Genomic DNA, 15,606 nt, shown 5'->3' on the forward strand with positions numbered 1-15,606 from the left:
GTAAAAATAGCGTGCTTGACTATGAGAGGTGTGAGTCCCAGGGTGAGGGCATGGATACTTTGGGTGGCGCCGAGTTCGTGCCGGAGACGACATATCTGAACACCGCGACCTGCGGTCTGCTGCCGCGCCGGACCGTCGAGGCGGTGCGGGCGCTGGCCGATAGCAGCGCGACCGGGCGGCCGGACGGGGCGGGCGACTTCGACGTGATCGAGGCGGCCCGCGCCTCGTTCGCCCGGCTCGTCCAGGTCCCCGCCGCGCGGGTCGCCGTGGGCACGGCGGTGGCGGTACACGTCGGACTGATCGCGGCCAACCTGCCGCCGGGCAGTGAAGTCCTGCTGCCCGAGGGGGAGTTCAGCTCCGTCGTCACCCCCTTCGCGGTGCGCGGTGATCTCAGGCCGCGGTACGTGCCGCTCCGGTCGCTGGCCGACGAAGTGCGGCCGGAGACCGCGCTGGTGGCGTTCTCCGCCGTGCAGTCGAGCGACGGCCGCACGGCCGATCTCGCGGGCGTACGGGCGGCGGCGGCGGCCCACGGCGCCCGTACGCTGCTCGACGCCACGCAGGCGGCGGGCTGGCTGCCGATCGACGCGGGGGCGTACGACTACACGGTCACCGGCGGCTACAAGTTCCTGCTCTCGCCGCGCGGGACCTCCTTCCTCACCGTGGGTGAGGACGCGCAGGAGAGCCTGGTGCCGATGCTCGCGGGCTGGGTCGCGGGCGAGGACATGTGGGCGAGCACGTACGGCCCGGTCGAGGAACTGGCCGCCTCCGCGCGGCGGTTCGACCAGCCGGTGCCCTTCCTCTCCTACCACGGCGCCGAACGGTCCCTCCCGCTCCTGGAGGAGATCGGTATCGAGACGATCCACGCCCACAACACCGCGCTCGCCGCGCGCTTCCGGGCGGGGCTGCGCGAGATCGGCCACGAGCCGGCCGGCACCGGGCACACGGACGGGTCGGCGATCGTCGCCGTCGCGGGGCTCGGCGACCGGCAGGACGCGCTCGCGAAGGCGGGGGTGGTGGTGGCGGTCCGCGCGGGCAATCTGCGCGCCGCCTTCCACCTGTACAACTCCACGGCGGACGTGGACCGCGCGCTGGACGTCCTCGCGGGGTAGTGCCGTGACCGGAAGGGTTCACCGGGTGGTCCGTCCGGTGGGCCGGTTCGTCCTCAGTCGCCGGACGGGCTGCACACGCAGCCGTCCGGCGACTGAGGACAGGCGCAACCCGGTCGTCGCGACCGGGTTGCGCCTCCTTACGTACGACGTCCTCAGCGGACCGGAGTGAAGTCCCTGGAGCCGATGAACGAGGGCCGCGGGGAGGGAGCCGCGAACGGCTCGACCGCCGCGTTCTCCACGCTGTTGAAGACGATGAAGACGTTGCTGCGCGGGAACGGGGTGATGTTGTCACCCGAGCCGTGCATGCAGTTGCAGTCGAACCAGGTCGCCGCGCCGGCCTTGCCCGTGAAGAGCTTGATGCCGTGCTGCTCGGCGAAGCCGGTGAGCGCCTCGTCCGACGGCGTCCCGGCGTCCTGCATCTTCAGCGACTGCTTGTAGTTGTCCTTCGGCGTCTCGCCCGCGCAGCCCAGGAAGGTCTTGTGCGACCCGGGCATGATCATCAGGCCGCCGTTGGTGTCGTAGTTCTCGGTCAGCGCGATCGACACGGAGACGGTCCGCATGTTCGGCAGACCGTCCTCGGCGTGCCACGTCTCGAAGTCCGAGTGCCAGTAGAAGCCCGAGGCACCGAAGCCCGGCTTCACGTTGATACGGGACTGGTGGACGTACACGTCCGAGCCGAGGATCTGCCGCGCCCGCCCCACCACACGCTCGTCGCGCACCAGACCGGCGAAGATCTCGCTGATCTTGTGGACCTCGAACACCGACCGTACGTCCTGCGACTTGGGCTCGATCACCGAGCGCTCGTCGGCCCGTACCGCCGGGTCGGAGATCAGCCGGTCGAGTTCGGCGCGGTAGAGCGACACCTCGTCGGGACCGATCAGCTGGTCGACGGTGAGGAACCCGTCCCGCTCCAGGCCTTGGAGATCGGCCGGGGCGACGGGGCCCGGGGTGCCGGGCGGTGACCAGACGACGGGGTCCTGACGCGGGGTGGTCACCTCACCCACGCCTCGGGTCGGGTACAGGTCGGTGCGTGCAGGGGCGGTGGTCATGGTGGTTCAGCCCTCCTCGGTCAGCAGCGGGTAAACGCCGTTCTCGTCATGGTCCTCCCGCCCGGTCACCGGCGGGTTGAAGACGCATACACAGCGGAAGTCGGTCTTCGGCCTGAGCGTGTGCTTCTCGTGGCCGTTGAGCAGATACATCGTGCCGGGCGCGATCCAGTGGGTCTCGCCGGTGTCGTCGTCGGTGAGTTCGGCCTCGCCCTCCACGCACAGCACGGCCTCGATGTGGTTCGCGTACCACATCGACGTCTCGGTGCCCGCGTAGAGCACGGTCTCGTGAAGGGAGAAGCCGACCTTCTCCTTGGCGAGCACGATGCGCTTGCTCTCCCAGGTGCCCGACGCGGACTTCACATGGCGGTCGGTGTTCTCGATGTCCTTGAACGATCGGACGATCACGGTGATTAGGACCCTTCTGTGGTGCGGTGTTGTCTCTCCGAGGGTGCCCCCTGGGGCGCGGGTCAGACCCGCGCCCCAGGGGGCACCGACAGGATCAGGCGGTCTCGCGTACGGCGCGGGCCAGGGTGCGCAGGCCCTCGTCCAGTTCCTCCGGCGTGACGGTCAGCGCCGGCAGCAGCTTCACGACCTCGCTCTCCGGGCCCGAGGTCTCCAGCAGCAGACCCAGTTCGAAGGCGCGGCGGCAGATGGCGCCGGCGCGCGGCTTGTCCTGGAACTCCATACCCCAGACCAGGCCGCGGCCACGGAAGCTCACACTGTCGGGCTCGCACTCGTCGACGATGGCCAGCAGCGCGCGCTCGACCTGCTCGCCGCGCGCCAGGGTCTGCTTCTCCATCTGGCCGTCGGCCCAGTAGGTGTTCAGCGCGGCGGCGGCCGTCACGAAGGCCGGGTTGTTGCCGCGGAACGTGCCGTTGTGCTCGCCGGGCTCCCAGATGTCCAGCTCCGGCTTGAAGAGCGTCAGCGCCATCGGCAGGCCGTAGCCGCTGATGGACTTCGACAGCGTGACGATGTCGGGGGTGATGCCGGCCTCCTCGAAGGAGAAGAACCCGCCGGTGCGCCCGCAGCCCATCTGGATGTCGTCGACGATCAGCAGCATGTCCTGGCGCTCGCACAGCGCGGCGAGCGCCCGCAGCCACTCGGCACGGGCGACGTTGATACCGCCCTCGCCCTGCACCGTCTCGACAATGACGGCCGCGGGCTTGTTGAGCCCGGAGCCCTGGTCGCCGAGCAGCCGCTCGAACCACAGGAAGTCCGGGACCTGGCCGTCGAAGTAGTTGTCGAACGGCATCGGCGTGCCGTGGACCAGCGGGATGCCGGCTCCGGCCCGCTTGAAGGCGTTGCCGGTGACGGCGAGCGAGCCCAGCGACATGCCGTGGAAGGCGTTCGTGAAGGACACGATCGACTCGCGGTTCTTCACCTTGCGGGCCAGCTTGAGGGCCGACTCGACGGCGTTGGTGCCCGTCGGGCCGGGGAACATCACCTTGTACGGCAGGTCACGGGGGCGCAGCACCACATTCTGGAACGACTCCAGGAAGGCGCGTTTCGCGGTGGTGGCCATGTCCAGGCCGTGGGTGATGCCGTCGCGCTCGATGTAGTCGATCAGGGCGCGTTTGAGTACGGGGTTGTTGTGCCCGTAGTTGAGCGAACCGGCGCCGGCGAAGAAGTCCAGGTAACTGTGGCCGTCCTCGTCGGTGAGACGGCTGCCCTGCGCACGGTCGAACACGGCCGGCCAGCCGCGGCAGTAGCTGCGTACTTCGGATTCAAGCGTCTCGAAAACACTCAGGGCGGGCGGGGTGATGGTCACAGGGGTCTCCTGCCGAAGAGGTGTGGAAGGGAGAGGGAGAGGCGGAACGGGGCGCTCAGGTTGTGAGCGGGCCGATCCGGTACAGCACCTCGGGCTGGTGCGCTCCGTCGGGGAAGAGTCCGCCGTCGAAGAGCACCTCGCGCTCCAGGGTCGCGCCATGACGCTCGGAGTAGGCGTGGAACATACGGTCCGACGCGGTGTTGTCGGGCGTGACGGTCGTCTCGACAGAGGTGATCCCCTGCTCCTCGGTGACCCGCCGGGTGAGTGCGTCGAGCAGGGTGCCGGCGAGACCCTTGCCGCGGTGGGCGCGGTCGACGGCCACCTGCCAGACGACCAGGGCCTCGGGGCACTCGGGCCTGATGTAGCCCGTGACGAAGGCGACGGGAGCCCCGTCGGCGTCGGGGCCGTCGGCGTCGCCGCCGGTGGCGCGGGCCACGACCGAGGTCGCGGCGAAGTCACGACACCACAGCAGATAGCTGTACGAGGAGTTCAGGTCCAGTACCTCGGAGTCGCGGGCGATGCGCCAGATCGCGGCTCCGTCCTCCACTCGTGGGGCGTCGATCCTGAAGGATCGCGTGAATTCGCTTCGGACACCTGCAAGGTCTGCTTGGGCGGCAGTCATGTCTATTGAATTTACCGAGCTAATTCTGAAATCGCATCGTCAGCAGGGGTTGGGCGCCGACCTGATCTGTGTTATCACGCGGGCGTGTGCGCCGCCGCGACGCAGCGGCGATCTGGGCTGATTTGGCCGGAAAATCTAGGGCAAGACGGGCACGCTTGTGTACTCGGTCACATATGCGTAACGCTCTCGACCTGCCCCGGAATTGCACCGTTGCCGTTGTTGAAATCTTGGTGTTTAGGATCAGGAAAAGCGGGCAGACGAATACGGGAAGCTGCGCTCCGCGCAATACATTCCCGTATTCTCGAATTAATGCTTCCGTTGATTTCAGGATGCGTCGAAGGGCCGGCTGTCGGACACTGCCCTCTCGGCCGCCGCGAGATCCACGTCCGCACCGGCCCCGGCGAGCGCGGCACCCAGCGCGGCGAGTGAGGACCGCACCGCGCCGAGGGTGGCGGCGGAGCCGTAGTGGTTGACCCGGATCATCTCCTTGGACAGCGCCCCGCCCCCGGCGATCAGTGGCAGCGAGGGATCGGCGGCCAGGGCCTCGGCGACCAGCCCGGCGGCGTCCACCCCGGCGGGGGTGCGCAGCGTGGTGGCCACCGGCGCCGCGTCCCGTGAGGAGTACACGTACGGCTCAAGACCGCCGCCGAGCGCGAGCGCGCCCGCGCGGGTGGCCGCCGCGGCCGCCGCGTGCGCCGCCATCCGGGTGACGAGCCCCTCGGCCTCGATGCGCTCCAGGCACGCCCGCAGGGCCAGCATCTCCAGCTGGGCGGGGGCGTGCGGCAGGGCGGTGCGGCCGGTGTCGATCCAGCGCTCCTTCCAGTCGAGGAGCGAGAGGTACGAGCGGCGCGGCGCCCCCGGGTTCGCCGCCATCCGCTCCCACGCGCGGGCGCTCACCGACACGGCGGAGACCCCGGCGGGGCCGCCCATGGCCTTCTGCGCGCCGATCACGCACAGGTCGACACCCCAGGCGTCGGGGAGCAGCGGCTCGGCCGCCACGGACGCGACGGCGTCCAGCATGAACAGGGCCCCGTGGGCGCGGACGGCCTCGCCGATCTCGGCCACCGGGTTGGTGTTGCCGGTGGCCGCCTCCGCGTGGACCAGCGACACGAAGTCGATCTCCGGGTGCGCCGCCAGCGCCCGCTCGACCTGCTCGGCGGTCGCCGCGGCGTGGAAGGGGACCTCCAGGTCGACGACCGTGGCGCCGCAGTCGCGAAGCCAGTTGCCGAAGGTCTGGCCGTACGGACCGGTGACGACGTTCAGCGCGGTCGAACCGGCGCGGGCGCCGCCGCGGACGCAGCCCTCCAGAGGAAGCAGCGCCTCACCCTGGGTGATCACCACGTCCTGCTCGGTGTCGAGCAGGGCGGCGACCTGTCGCTCGACGGCCGCGAAGTGGGCGGGGGTGAGGGGGGCGAGGTCCAGCAGCGGGTGGGTCACGGCGGTGTGCTCTCTTCGGGTCGTTCGGCCGGGTGGTGGGTCGGGTGCACGGGGTGGGTGCGGGGTGTTCAGGCCGTTTCGAACGGTGTTCGGACACCCCTCGTCGAGGGTACTCAGCGCCTCGTAAAGTTCCGCCCATGAGTCCCATGAGTGATCACGCGGTGCTGCATGTGAAGGGGCGGGTGCTCGTCGGTCCCGACGATGTCAGGGACGAGCTGTGGGTCGTGGACGGGCGAACGAGCTACACGCGTCCCTCCGGCGCGCGTGACGTCCGTACGGTCCACGGCTGGGCCGTGCCCGGCCTGGTCGACGCCCACTGCCATGTCGGCCTGGACACCCACGGCCCGGTGGACGAGGCGACGAGCGAGAAGCAGGCGCTCGCGGACCGGGAGGCCGGCACGCTGCTCCTGCGCGACGCGGGATCGCCGTCCGACACCCGCTGGATCGACGGCCGCGACGATCTGCCGAAGATCATCAGGGCCGGCCGGCACATCGCGCGCACCCGCCGCTACATCCGTAACTTCGCCCACGAGATCGAGCCGGGCGACCTCGTCGCCTTCGTCGCCCAGGAGGCCCGGCGCGGCGACGGCTGGGTCAAGCTCGTCGGCGACTGGATCGACCGCGAGGCGGGGGATCTGACCGCGTGCTGGCCGCGCGGCGAGGTCGAGGCGGCGATCGCCGAGGCGCACCGGCTCGGCGCCCGGGTGACGGCGCACTGCTTCGCGGACGTCGCGCTGCGCGATCTGGTCGAGGCCGGGATCGACTGTGTCGAGCACGCGACGGGCCTCACCGACGAGTTGATCCCGCTCTTCGCCGAGCGCGGCGTCGCGATCGTCCCGACGCTGGTCAACATCGCCACCTTCCCGGCCCTCGCCGCCGGCGGCGAGACCAAGTACCCGCGCTGGTCGGCCCATATGCGGCGACTGCACGAGCGCCGCTACGACACGGTCCGCAACGCGTACGACGCGGGTGTCCCGGTCTTCGTCGGCACCGACGCGGGCGGCTCCCTGGCGCACGGTCTGGTGGCCGACGAGGTCGCGGAGTTGGTGAAAGCCGGTATTCCGCCGCTGGAGGCCCTGGCGGCGACCGCGTGGACCGCGCGGGCCTGGCTGGGCCGTCCGGGCCTTGAGGAGGGCGCTCCGGCCGACCTGGTGGTGTTCGACGAGGACCCGAGGGTGGATGTGCGGGTGCTGGCGGCGCCGCGGCGGATCGTGCTGAACGGGCGGGTGGTGAGCTGAGGTTCGGCGGCCCGCCGGTTCGGCCCGCCGGTTCGGTGCGCCTGTTCTGGCGCGGCGGGTCGGGCGTGGCGGGTCGGGCGTGGCGGGGCGTCGCGTTGACGGTGCGGCATGGGCCGTACGCCCATCGTGCGCCTGCTGGAACGGGCGTCTGCGCGACCACACACCCCCCGTGCGGGTGGCCGGCAGGAACGCCCGTACCCGCTGATTCGAACGCGGACACGGAAACCTCACTTTGGAGTGAACTCACCCCAGGTATCCACCAGTTCACTCTCGGTGCGTAAAGATTCCGGTGTCTCGGTCGCCACCGCCGCTCACGTGTCCCCGTGCCGGCCGGTCGGCGACGTCCGATCTCTGTGGGGGTTCCACCATCTTGAACAGCAATGTCTTCCGCATGCCCGCGCGCCGTTCCGCCGCACTGGCCGCTGCGGCGGCCCTGGTCGCCGGGCCCGTCGTGCTCGCCGCCCCGGCGCAGGCCACCGGAGGAACCGGAGCCACCGGAAAGGGCAAGGCGAGCGCGGTCGTTCTGCGGACCGGCCTCGACGTGTCCCTGCTCAACAAGTCGGTCGAGGTGCCGCTGCGGGCGGCGCTCAACGAGGTGCGGGCGCCGGCCGACGCCGACAAGACCGCGCTGACCGTCGAACTCGACGGGGTCGACCAGGGCAGGCCGTTCACCGTGCTGCGCGCCGACGTCGCCACCGCGCGGGCCACCGTCGACGAGCACAAGGCCGAGGGGTACTCCAACATCGCCGACGCCAAGGTCCATGTGCCGGGGCTGCCGTTGCTCTCGCTCATCGAGGTGCGGGAAGTCACCTCCAGGGCGGTCTGCGAGGCGGGCGAGAAGCCGGTCGCCGAATCCAACCTGCTCGGCACCGTGACCGTCCTCGGTAAGAAGGTCACGCTCTCCGCCGGCGGGCCGACCCGGGTCGAGGTGCCGGGCGTCGGCGAGGTCACGCTCGACCTGTCGAACACGCGGACCACGTCCCGTACGGCCGCCGCCACCGCGCTGGAACTGCGGGTCGCGGTCAATCCGCTCAAGCTGAACGTCGCCGACGTCCAGGGCACCCTCACCCTCGCCGAGGCGACCTGCGAGGCGCCCGCCGTACCGGCGAAGCAGGAGCGGCCGGAACCGGAGAAGGAGGGCGTCGTGCCGCAGACCGCGACCGAGCCGGTGGCCGAGAACCTGGCCGAGACGGGCGGCAGTTCCACGACGCCGTATCTGGCCGGTGGCGCCGTGCTGCTGCTCGCCGCGGGCGGCGGCGCGCTGGTGCTGGTGCGGGCGCGCGGCAGGAGCTGACGGGGCGGACGCGCCCTCAGGCGCCGGACGGGCCTGTCGAGCCCGTCCGGTGCCTGGCGGTGAACCGGCCTCAGGGACGGACCGCCTCCCGGGCCTGGCCCAGCGCCCGGAGGAAGCGGTCCGTCGTCGCCCGGTCCCGTACCGCGAGCCGCAGCCACCGCGGCCCGAGCCCCGGAAACGTGTCGCCGCGCCGCACCGCGAAGCCCAGCGCGCGCAGCCGCTCCCGTACGGCGTCGGCCGACTCCATCCGTAGGAGGACGAACGGCCCCGCCGCCGGCTCCACGGCGCGCACCCCGTCGAACTCGGCCAGCCCGGCCAGCAGATGAGCCCGCTCCGCCGCCGTGCGCCGGGCGGCCGACCCGGCCTCCGCGAGCGCGGCGGGCGTCATACACGCCTCGGCGGCGGCCAGCGCGGGCGTCGAGACCGGCCACAGCGGCTGGGCCGCCGCGAGCGCCGCGACCGTCGCCGGTTCCGCCAGCACATAGCCGATCCGCAGACCGGCGAGCCCCCACGTCTTGGTCAGGCTGCGCAGCACCACGAGCCCCGGCACGTCGCGGCGTCCCGCCAGCGCCTCCGGCTCCCCGGGCACCGCGTCCATGAACGCCTCGTCGACGACCAGCGTCCGCCCCGGGCGCGCCAGTCGCAGGAGGACGTCGGCCGGGTGCAGCACGGACGTCGGATTCGTCGGATTGCCGACCACCACCAGATCCGCGTCGTCGGGCACGGCGGCCGGATCCAGCCGGAAGCCGGCACCGGCGTCGAGCAGTACCCGACGCACCGTGTGCCCGGCGCCGAGCAGCGCCGCCTCCGGCTCCGTGAACTGCGGATGCACCACGACGGGGCGGCGCGCCGCCAGGGCGCGGGCGAGCAGGACGAACGCCTCCGCGACGCCCGCCGTCAGCAGCACACGCTCCACCGGCAGCCCGTGCCGCGCGGCGACGGCGGCCCGCGCGGCACGCCCGTCCGGATAGGCCGCGAGGCCGGTCAGCGACGCGGCGATCCGCTCGCACAGCCAGTCGGGGGGAGTGCCGGGGCGGACGTTGACCGCGAGGTTGGTCAACTCCGCGCCGTCGTCGCGTACTTCGGCGTCGCCGTGATGGCCGAGGTCGTGCCGGTCCGTGCTGTGGGTGTCAGTGGGCGTGCGCATGACTGCCGTGGCCGTGGTGATGATCGTGCCCGTGGCCGTCGTGGCCGTGCCCGTGGCCGTGGCCGTGGCCGTCGTGACCGTCGTCGTCCGGGTGGAAGTGCGGCTGCTGCGGCGCCCCCACCTTGTCCTCGAAGCCGGGCAGCGCGATCCGGTAGACGCACGAGTCGCAGTTCATCCGCAGATCACCCCGCACCGCCTCGCGGTAGCGCTCCATGACCAGATCCAGCAACTCCTCGGCCGGTCCCACCACATCGGCCGACACCACCTCCCTCTCCGGATGCGCCGCCGCCCACTCCCGCGTCTGGCGCACCACGCGCTCCGGCAGGATCCCGGTGAACAGGAAGTACGGCAGGACCACGATCCGGCGCGCCCCGAGCCGTACGCAGCGCTCCAGCCCGCTCGGCACGTCCGGCGCGGCCAGTGACACGAAGGCCGTCTCCACGCCCGCGTAACCGCGACCCTCCCAAAGAAGCCGCGCCGCCTTCAGCACCTCCGCGTTGGCGTCGGGGTCGGTCGAGCCGCGCCCCACGAGCAGTACGGTCACCTCGGACCTGTCGCCGTCGAACCCCGCCAGGCCCGCCAGCGCCTCGTCCAGGCGCCGTTCGAGGACCGTGAGCAGACCCGGGTGCGGGCCCAGCGGACGGCCGTAGGTGTACGAGATGCCCGGGTGGCGCTCCTTCTCGCGCTTCAGCGCGGCCGGTATGTCGCCCTTGGCGTGTCCGGCGGACACCAGCATCAGCGGGACCGCAGCGAAGCGCGTGACGCCCCGCTCGACGAGTCCGGCCACGGCGTCGCCGATGGGCGGCGCCGACAGCTCGATGAAGCCGCCCGCGACGGGCAGTTCGGGATGGCGCCTGCCCACCTCCCGTACGAACTCCCGGAAGGCCTCGGCGCCCCCCGTGTCACGGGTGCCGTGGCCGGCGATGAGCAGTGCGGGTCGGGGGGTGGTCACGCGTTCTCCTTGGCGGGCTGGTGAGGGCGGGGCGGGGTGTGCGGATGGGGTGGGTCGTACGGGTGGTAGAGCAGGGCGTTGAGCGCGGCAGCGGCCACGGCGGAGCCGCCCTTCTCCGAGATGTTGCTGACCGCGGGCAGCCCGCTCTCGCGCAGCGCGGCCTTGGACTCGACGGCGCCGACGAAGCCGACCGGCAGCCCGATCACGAGCGCGGGCGCGGCGTCCAGGAGCAGCAGTTCCTCAAGTGCGGTGGGCGCGCAGCCGATCACCCAGATCGCGCCCGGCCCCACCCGCTCGTACGCGAGGCGCACCGCGTGCGCGGAACGGGTGAGCCCCGGCCCCGACACGGCCTCCTTGAGACGGCACACGGCGGTGCGGCGGGTGATCCCGGCGGCGACCATCTCCACGTCGGCGACGACCGGCGCGTCCGCGTGCAGCGCGGCGTGCGCGGCGGTCAGCGTGGGCTCGTCGCAGACGAGATCGGTCACATACGCCGGATCGGCCGCCGAGTGGATGACGCGCTCCACGACCGCGCGGGTCAGCGGTGCGAAGTGCGAGGTGCCGACGCGGGCGCGCAGCCTGCGGAACGACTCCTGCTCGATGGGATGGACGACGCGGGGAGTGACCACACGCTCGGGGTTCACCGGGCTCCCTCCGACTGCCACCGGTAGCCCCGTGGCGTCACCATGCGGCCCGCGATCTCACGCGTGGCCGTGTTGCCCACCATCACCACCGTCATCATGTCCACCGTCGCCGGATCGAGCCGGGCGAGCGTGGTGAGGTGGGTGGTGCCATCGGGGCGCGACGCGTTGCGTACGACTCCGACGGGTGTCGTCGCCGTACGGTGCTCCGCCAGCAGGGCGAGCGCCTTGGGCAGTTGCCAGTCCCGGCCGCGACTGCGCGGGTTGTAGAAGGTCACCACGATGTCCGCCTCGGCCGCCGCGCGGACACGGCGTTCGATGACCTCCCACGGAGTGTGCAGGTCGCTCAGGCTGATCGAGACGTGGTCGTGCCCGAGGGGCGCGCCGAGGAGGGCCGCGGCGGCCAGGGCGGCCGTCACCCCCGGTACGCCGACCACCTCGATGTCGTCGGCCGCCTCGGCGAGCGCGGGCGACGCCATCGCGTAGACGCCCGCGTCGCCGCTGCCGATGAGCGCCACGGCATGCCCCGCCCGGGCCTCGGACACCGCCGTACGGGCCCGCTCCTCCTCGTGCCCGAGCCCCGACTCGATCACGCGTGTGCCGGGCCGCAGCAGGTCCCTGATCTGGTCGACGTACTGGTCGAGCCCGACCAGCACCGACGCGCGCCGCAGTTCGGCCGTCGCACGCGGCGTCAGCAGGTCCCGCGCCCCGGGGCCGAGACCGACGACGGCGAGCCGCCCGCGCGGCGCGCGGCGTACGACGGCGCACGTGGCCATCGCGGGCCGCCCCTCGGGGCTGGACTTCCGCTTCGGTACGAGGAGTTCACCGCCCCGCCCGGCGGCGAGCGCGGCGGCCTCGGCGACGGACGGGGTGCCGACGGCCGCGAGCGGCGCGTCCGAGGGGTTGGGCACGGCGATCGCGGCGAGCGCGCCGGCCGGGTACGTCCGCACGGGCACCCCGAGCCGGTCGGCCGCCCCGACGATGCCGGGCTCGTCCGCCTTGGCGTCGACGGTGGCCAACTCCGCGACGCTGAGCGGCGAGAGCCCGGCGGCCCGCAGGGCGTCCCGGACGAGCCCGTACACCTCGTCGACGCCCGCGCCCTTGCTGGCGCCGACACCGACGACGAGCGACGGCGGCCGAAGGACGGCGTCCGTCGGCCCGAGCGCCACGACCCGGTCGGTGACGAACAGCCGCGCGGCGCGCGGCTGTTCGGGGGCGGGGTCCTGCGGGGCGGCGGCGCCGGCCGGTCGCTCCGGGAGCGCGGGCGGGAGCGCGGGCGGGTGCGCGGGCGGGTGCGCGGGCGGGTGCGCGGGCGGGAGAGCGGCGCCGTCCGCCGATGTCGCGACCGGGCCGGCCGCCGCCCGCTCCGCGGGGAGGCGCCCGTACGCCGAGACCGGCTGCGCGGACGCCGTGGCGCCCCCTGGCCCGCCGGATACCGGCCGTTTCGCGGCGCGACGCCCTATCGTCGTCGCGACCTGCGGGGCTTCGGCCTCCGGTGCCCCGGCGGTCGGCTCCCCGGTCGCCGCGTCGGCCGATCGATGCGTGGGTGCGCGGGTGGAGTCGTGCGGGGGCACGGGGACGCCCTGCGGGGCGCCTTCCGTGTACGCCGAGCCCGTGACCGGGCGTGCCACGGCCTCCGGCGCCGCCCGCCCCGCCGCGAGACGCCCGCCGCGCCCACCCAACGGCGCGACGGCCCCCGCGCCGAGCGGTGCCCCCGGCCGCACGTTCGGTGGCAGCGGCGGCAGGGGCCACACCGCGTCCGCGTGCAGCGTCACCGGGGTGCCGTCGAGCATCGCGCGGGTCACCGACGCCACCGCGCCCTCGGCCGGCAGACCCAGCGTGTCCAGGCCGGGGACGCCGACGGCGTCCGTCGCCGTCGTGATCACCGGGGTCGCGGCCAGGACGGAACCGACCTCCGCCGCCAGGGAGTTGGCGCCACCGCCGTGGCCGCCGAGCAGCGCCACCGCGTACCGGCCCGCCTCGTCCACGCACACGACGCCGGGGTCCGACGCCTTGTCCGTCAGGAGCGGGGCCAGCAGCCGTACCGTCGCCCCGGTGGCCAGGAAGCACACCAACTGCTCGCACTCGGCGAACGCGCGCTCCACCGCCTCGCGCACCGGGCCGTCGTAGACGCGGGTGCGGCCGGGCCAGGCCGTGGCCAGCCGGTCGCGGGCCACGGCGCCCGCCGCCGTGGCGGAGATCAGGCCGATCACTGGGTCGCTCCTCGTAGAGGGTGGGAATCGGCGGGGCGGTCGCCCCACAGCAGGAAGACGGGGTTGGTGCCCGCGAGCCGGGTCACCTCGCCGGGCAGCGGCGCCAGCCGCGAGGAGTGCAGCAGTACGCCGCCGGTCGCGAACCCGGCGGCCGACAGCGCGTCCCGCACCACGGGCACCCGGTCCAGCGCGGCCACCGACACCACGACCGTCCGGCGCGCCCGGCGCGCGCACGCGGTGACGACGGCGGGCAGTTCGCGGCCCCCGCCGCCGACGAACACGGCGTCCGGATCGGGCAGTTGGTCCAGCGCCGTCGGCGCGGACCCGTGCACGGTCTGGACGTCCACGCCGTGCGCCAGCGCGTTGGCGCGGATCCGCCCGACACCGTCGGACGACTTCTCCACCGCGATCGCCGCCGCACCGAAGCGCGCGCACTCCACGGCCACCGACCCCGAGCCCGCGCCGACGTCCCACACCAGATCGCCCGTCCTCGGCCCGAGCCTGGCCAGCGCCAGCGCGCGTACCTCGAACTTGGTGATCATCGAGTCGCGGTGCGCGAACTCCTCCTCGCCCAGCGCCCAGCGCGCGGGCCCCGGCCCGCGACCGGCCAGGGTGCGCGGCACCGGGGCGTGCGCCCGCGCGTCGTCCAGGCACAGCACCACCGTGAGCGGCTCCGGCCACGCGCGGGCCGCCGCGTCGGCGGGGGACACGTGCTCGACCCGCTCGCCGTCCGGGTCGCCCAGCGCCGACGCCACGACGAGCGTGCGCGGCAGCCCGGTGCCCGCGAGCGCGGCGCCCAGCTCGGCCGGCCCGGCTCCCGGACCGGTCAGCACGGCCACCTTGGGGTGCGCGCGGCAGACGTTGACCGCCGTACGGAGGTCGCGTCCGTGCGCGCTGACGACGACCGCGTCGTCCCACGGCAGACCGATCCGGGCGAACGCCACGGCGACCGACGGGGCGGCGGGCCGTACGTCGAGTGCCGCCGGCCCGAATCGCCCGGCCAGCGCCCGTACGATCCCGAACAGCCCCGGGTCGCCGGACGCCAGCACCACGACGCGGGCGGCGCTCCCACGGGCGTGGTGGCGCCCGATCGCGTCCAGCGCCGGTGGCAGCGGCCCGAGCACCACCCGTGAGATCCGCTCGGGCAGCCCTGCCTCCGACGCGGCCTCCTTGAGATGCCGCCGCCCACCGACGACCAGCGTCGCCTCCGCCACCGCGCGCAGGCTGTCCACGGACAGCGGTGTCCCCGTCCCCGTACCGATGACCGTGATCACCGCGCGGCGCCCCGGGCCGCCCGCTCCTCGCGCAGCGCCCTGCGGGCGGCGGGGTCGGCCCGCCGGAAGCCGTGGAAATGGCCCGGATGGTAGAGGTGCGAGCGGGTTCCCGACGCGGACAGCGCGGGCCCCACCAGGAACAGCGTGTGCTTCCAGAGCTTGTGCTCCTTGACGGTCTCCTCCAGCGTGCCGAGGGTGCAGCTCACCACCAACTCCTCGGGCCAGGTCACCTGGTGGGCGACGACGACCGGCGTCGATGTCGGATAGCCGCCCTCCAGCAGTTCCTGGGTGAGCTGTCCCGACCGCGCGGCCGACAGGAACACCGCCATCGTCGTGCCGTGCCTGGCGAACTCCCGCACCTCCTCACCGGGCGGCATGGGCGTCTTGCCGCCGCCCAGCCGGGTCAGGATCACCGACTGCGCGACCTCCGGAATCGTCAACTCCCGCCCCGCGACGGCGGCGACGGCGGAGAACGACGAGACCCCCGGCACGATCTCCACCTCCAGACCGAGCGCGTCGCAGCGGTCGACCTGCTCCTGCGTACCGCCCCAGAGGGCCGGGTCGCCGGAGTGGATCCGGGCGACCTTCAGTCCGTCGCGCACCGCCCGTTCGTACACGGCGACGACGTCCTCCAAAGAAAGCGCCGCCGAATCCAGGATCTCGGCGCCCTGGCGCGCGTGGTCGAGCACCTCGGCCTGCACCAGGCTGGCCGCCCAGATGACGACATCGGCGGCGGCGATGGCGCGTGCGGCACGGAAGGTCAGCAGGTCGGCGGCGCCGGGGCCCGCACCGACGAAGGTCACCTTGCCGGTGGTGGCGGTGGTATCGGTCATGAGCGGCGATCCTCTCGGGTCAACGGGTC

General features: G+C 73.2%; 14 protein-coding genes. 3 read left to right on the plus strand and 11 right to left on the minus strand.

The window, feature by feature from the left end:
• Window positions 1-50: 50 nt before the first annotated feature.
• A complete protein-coding gene (locus tag OG700_RS31120; RefSeq protein WP_405619371.1) occupies window positions 51-1,109 on the plus strand; it encodes an aminotransferase class V-fold PLP-dependent enzyme in 1,059 nt (352 codons plus the stop codon).
• Window positions 1,110-1,261: 152 nt separating this feature from the next.
• Here OG700_RS31120 and thpD read toward each other — a convergent pair whose 3' ends face one another.
• The 5 genes from thpD to OG700_RS31145 form a co-directional block, all read right to left on the minus strand.
• Entirely contained in the window at window positions 1,262-2,158 is an 897-nt protein-coding gene (thpD, locus tag OG700_RS31125) for an ectoine hydroxylase (RefSeq protein ID WP_405619373.1), read from the minus strand.
• Between the two features lie 6 nt (window positions 2,159-2,164).
• A complete protein-coding gene (locus OG700_RS31130; protein WP_405619375.1) occupies window positions 2,165-2,563 on the minus strand; it encodes an ectoine synthase in 399 nt (132 codons plus the stop codon).
• A gap of 94 nt (window positions 2,564-2,657) precedes the next feature.
• Window positions 2,658-3,926, minus strand: a complete 1,269-nt coding sequence (ectB, locus tag OG700_RS31135) for a diaminobutyrate--2-oxoglutarate transaminase (protein ID WP_405619377.1) — start codon at window positions 3,924-3,926, stop codon at window positions 2,658-2,660.
• Window positions 3,927-3,981: 55 nt separating this feature from the next.
• Entirely contained in the window at window positions 3,982-4,548 is a 567-nt protein-coding gene (gene ectA, locus OG700_RS31140; RefSeq protein ID WP_405619379.1) for a diaminobutyrate acetyltransferase, read from the minus strand.
• 324 nt (window positions 4,549-4,872) lie between these two features.
• Window positions 4,873-5,985 (minus strand): pyridoxal-phosphate-dependent aminotransferase family protein, encoded by a 1,113-nt coding sequence (locus tag OG700_RS31145; protein ID WP_405619381.1) that lies wholly within the window; start codon window positions 5,983-5,985, stop codon window positions 4,873-4,875.
• 146 nt (window positions 5,986-6,131) lie between these two features.
• Between OG700_RS31145 and OG700_RS31150 the strand changes: the two genes are divergently transcribed.
• Window positions 6,132-7,223, plus strand: coding sequence for an amidohydrolase family protein (locus OG700_RS31150; RefSeq protein ID WP_405622109.1), 1,092 nt, complete (start codon window positions 6,132-6,134; stop codon window positions 7,221-7,223).
• A 370-nt stretch (window positions 7,224-7,593) separates the two neighbouring features.
• On the plus strand, window positions 7,594-8,517 hold the full coding sequence (locus OG700_RS31155) for an SCO1860 family LAETG-anchored protein (RefSeq protein ID WP_405619383.1): 924 nt from the start codon (window positions 7,594-7,596) through the stop codon (window positions 8,515-8,517).
• Window positions 8,518-8,587: 70 nt separating this feature from the next.
• Here OG700_RS31155 and cobC read toward each other — a convergent pair whose 3' ends face one another.
• The 6 genes from cobC to cobM are packed head-to-tail and all read right to left on the minus strand — an operon-like array spanning window position 8,588 to window position 15,577.
• The gene (gene cobC / locus OG700_RS31160; RefSeq protein ID WP_405619385.1) at window positions 8,588-9,664 is read right to left on the minus strand and encodes an Rv2231c family pyridoxal phosphate-dependent protein CobC; all 1,077 of its coding nucleotides are present in this window, start codon (window positions 9,662-9,664) and stop codon (window positions 8,588-8,590) included.
• Complete coding sequence (locus OG700_RS31165; RefSeq protein ID WP_405619387.1) at window positions 9,648-10,616, minus strand: sirohydrochlorin chelatase; 969 nt, start codon at window positions 10,614-10,616, stop codon at window positions 9,648-9,650. Before OG700_RS31165 ends, cobC begins: the two co-directional genes overlap by 17 nt.
• Window positions 10,613-11,260 (minus strand): precorrin-8X methylmutase, encoded by a 648-nt coding sequence (locus OG700_RS31170; RefSeq protein ID WP_405619389.1) that lies wholly within the window; start codon window positions 11,258-11,260, stop codon window positions 10,613-10,615. Before OG700_RS31170 ends, OG700_RS31165 begins: the two co-directional genes overlap by 4 nt.
• Window positions 11,257-13,470 carry a precorrin-3B C(17)-methyltransferase gene (gene cobJ, locus OG700_RS31175; RefSeq protein WP_405619391.1) on the minus strand — a complete coding sequence of 738 codons (2,214 nt, stop codon included), beginning with the start codon at window positions 13,468-13,470 and terminating at the stop codon, window positions 11,257-11,259. Before cobJ ends, OG700_RS31170 begins: the two co-directional genes overlap by 4 nt.
• Window positions 13,467-14,744, minus strand: coding sequence for a precorrin-6y C5,15-methyltransferase (decarboxylating) subunit CbiE (gene cbiE / locus OG700_RS31180; RefSeq protein WP_405619393.1), 1,278 nt, complete (start codon window positions 14,742-14,744; stop codon window positions 13,467-13,469). Before cbiE ends, cobJ begins: the two co-directional genes overlap by 4 nt.
• A complete protein-coding gene (gene cobM, locus OG700_RS31185; protein WP_405619395.1) occupies window positions 14,741-15,577 on the minus strand; it encodes a precorrin-4 C(11)-methyltransferase in 837 nt (278 codons plus the stop codon). The genes cbiE and cobM overlap by 4 nt, the downstream gene beginning before the upstream one ends.
• Window positions 15,578-15,606 lie beyond the last annotated feature (29 nt).

The sequence above is a fragment of the Streptomyces sp. NBC_01508 genome (assembly GCF_045040315.1).
GTDB lineage: Bacteria > Actinomycetota > Actinomycetes > Streptomycetales > Streptomycetaceae > Streptomyces.

What these genes read in the sequence shown, in the direction of transcription:
- ectA (WP_405619379.1), bottom strand. Translation starts at nt 4,548, where the DNA reads ATGACTGCCGCCCAAGCAGACCTTGCAGGTGTCCGAAGCGAATTCACG.
- cobC (WP_405619385.1), bottom strand. Translation starts at nt 9,664, where the DNA reads ATGCGCACGCCCACTGACACCCACAGCACGGACCGGCACGACCTCGGC.
- thpD (WP_405619373.1), bottom strand. Translation starts at nt 2,158, where the DNA reads ATGACCACCGCCCCTGCACGCACCGACCTGTACCCGACCCGAGGCGTG.
- OG700_RS31150 (WP_405622109.1), top strand. Translation starts at nt 6,132, where the DNA reads ATGAGTGATCACGCGGTGCTGCATGTGAAGGGGCGGGTGCTCGTCGGT.
- OG700_RS31120 (WP_405619371.1), top strand. Translation starts at nt 51, where the DNA reads ATGGATACTTTGGGTGGCGCCGAGTTCGTGCCGGAGACGACATATCTG.
- cobM (WP_405619395.1), bottom strand. Translation starts at nt 15,577, where the DNA reads ATGACCGATACCACCGCCACCACCGGCAAGGTGACCTTCGTCGGTGCG.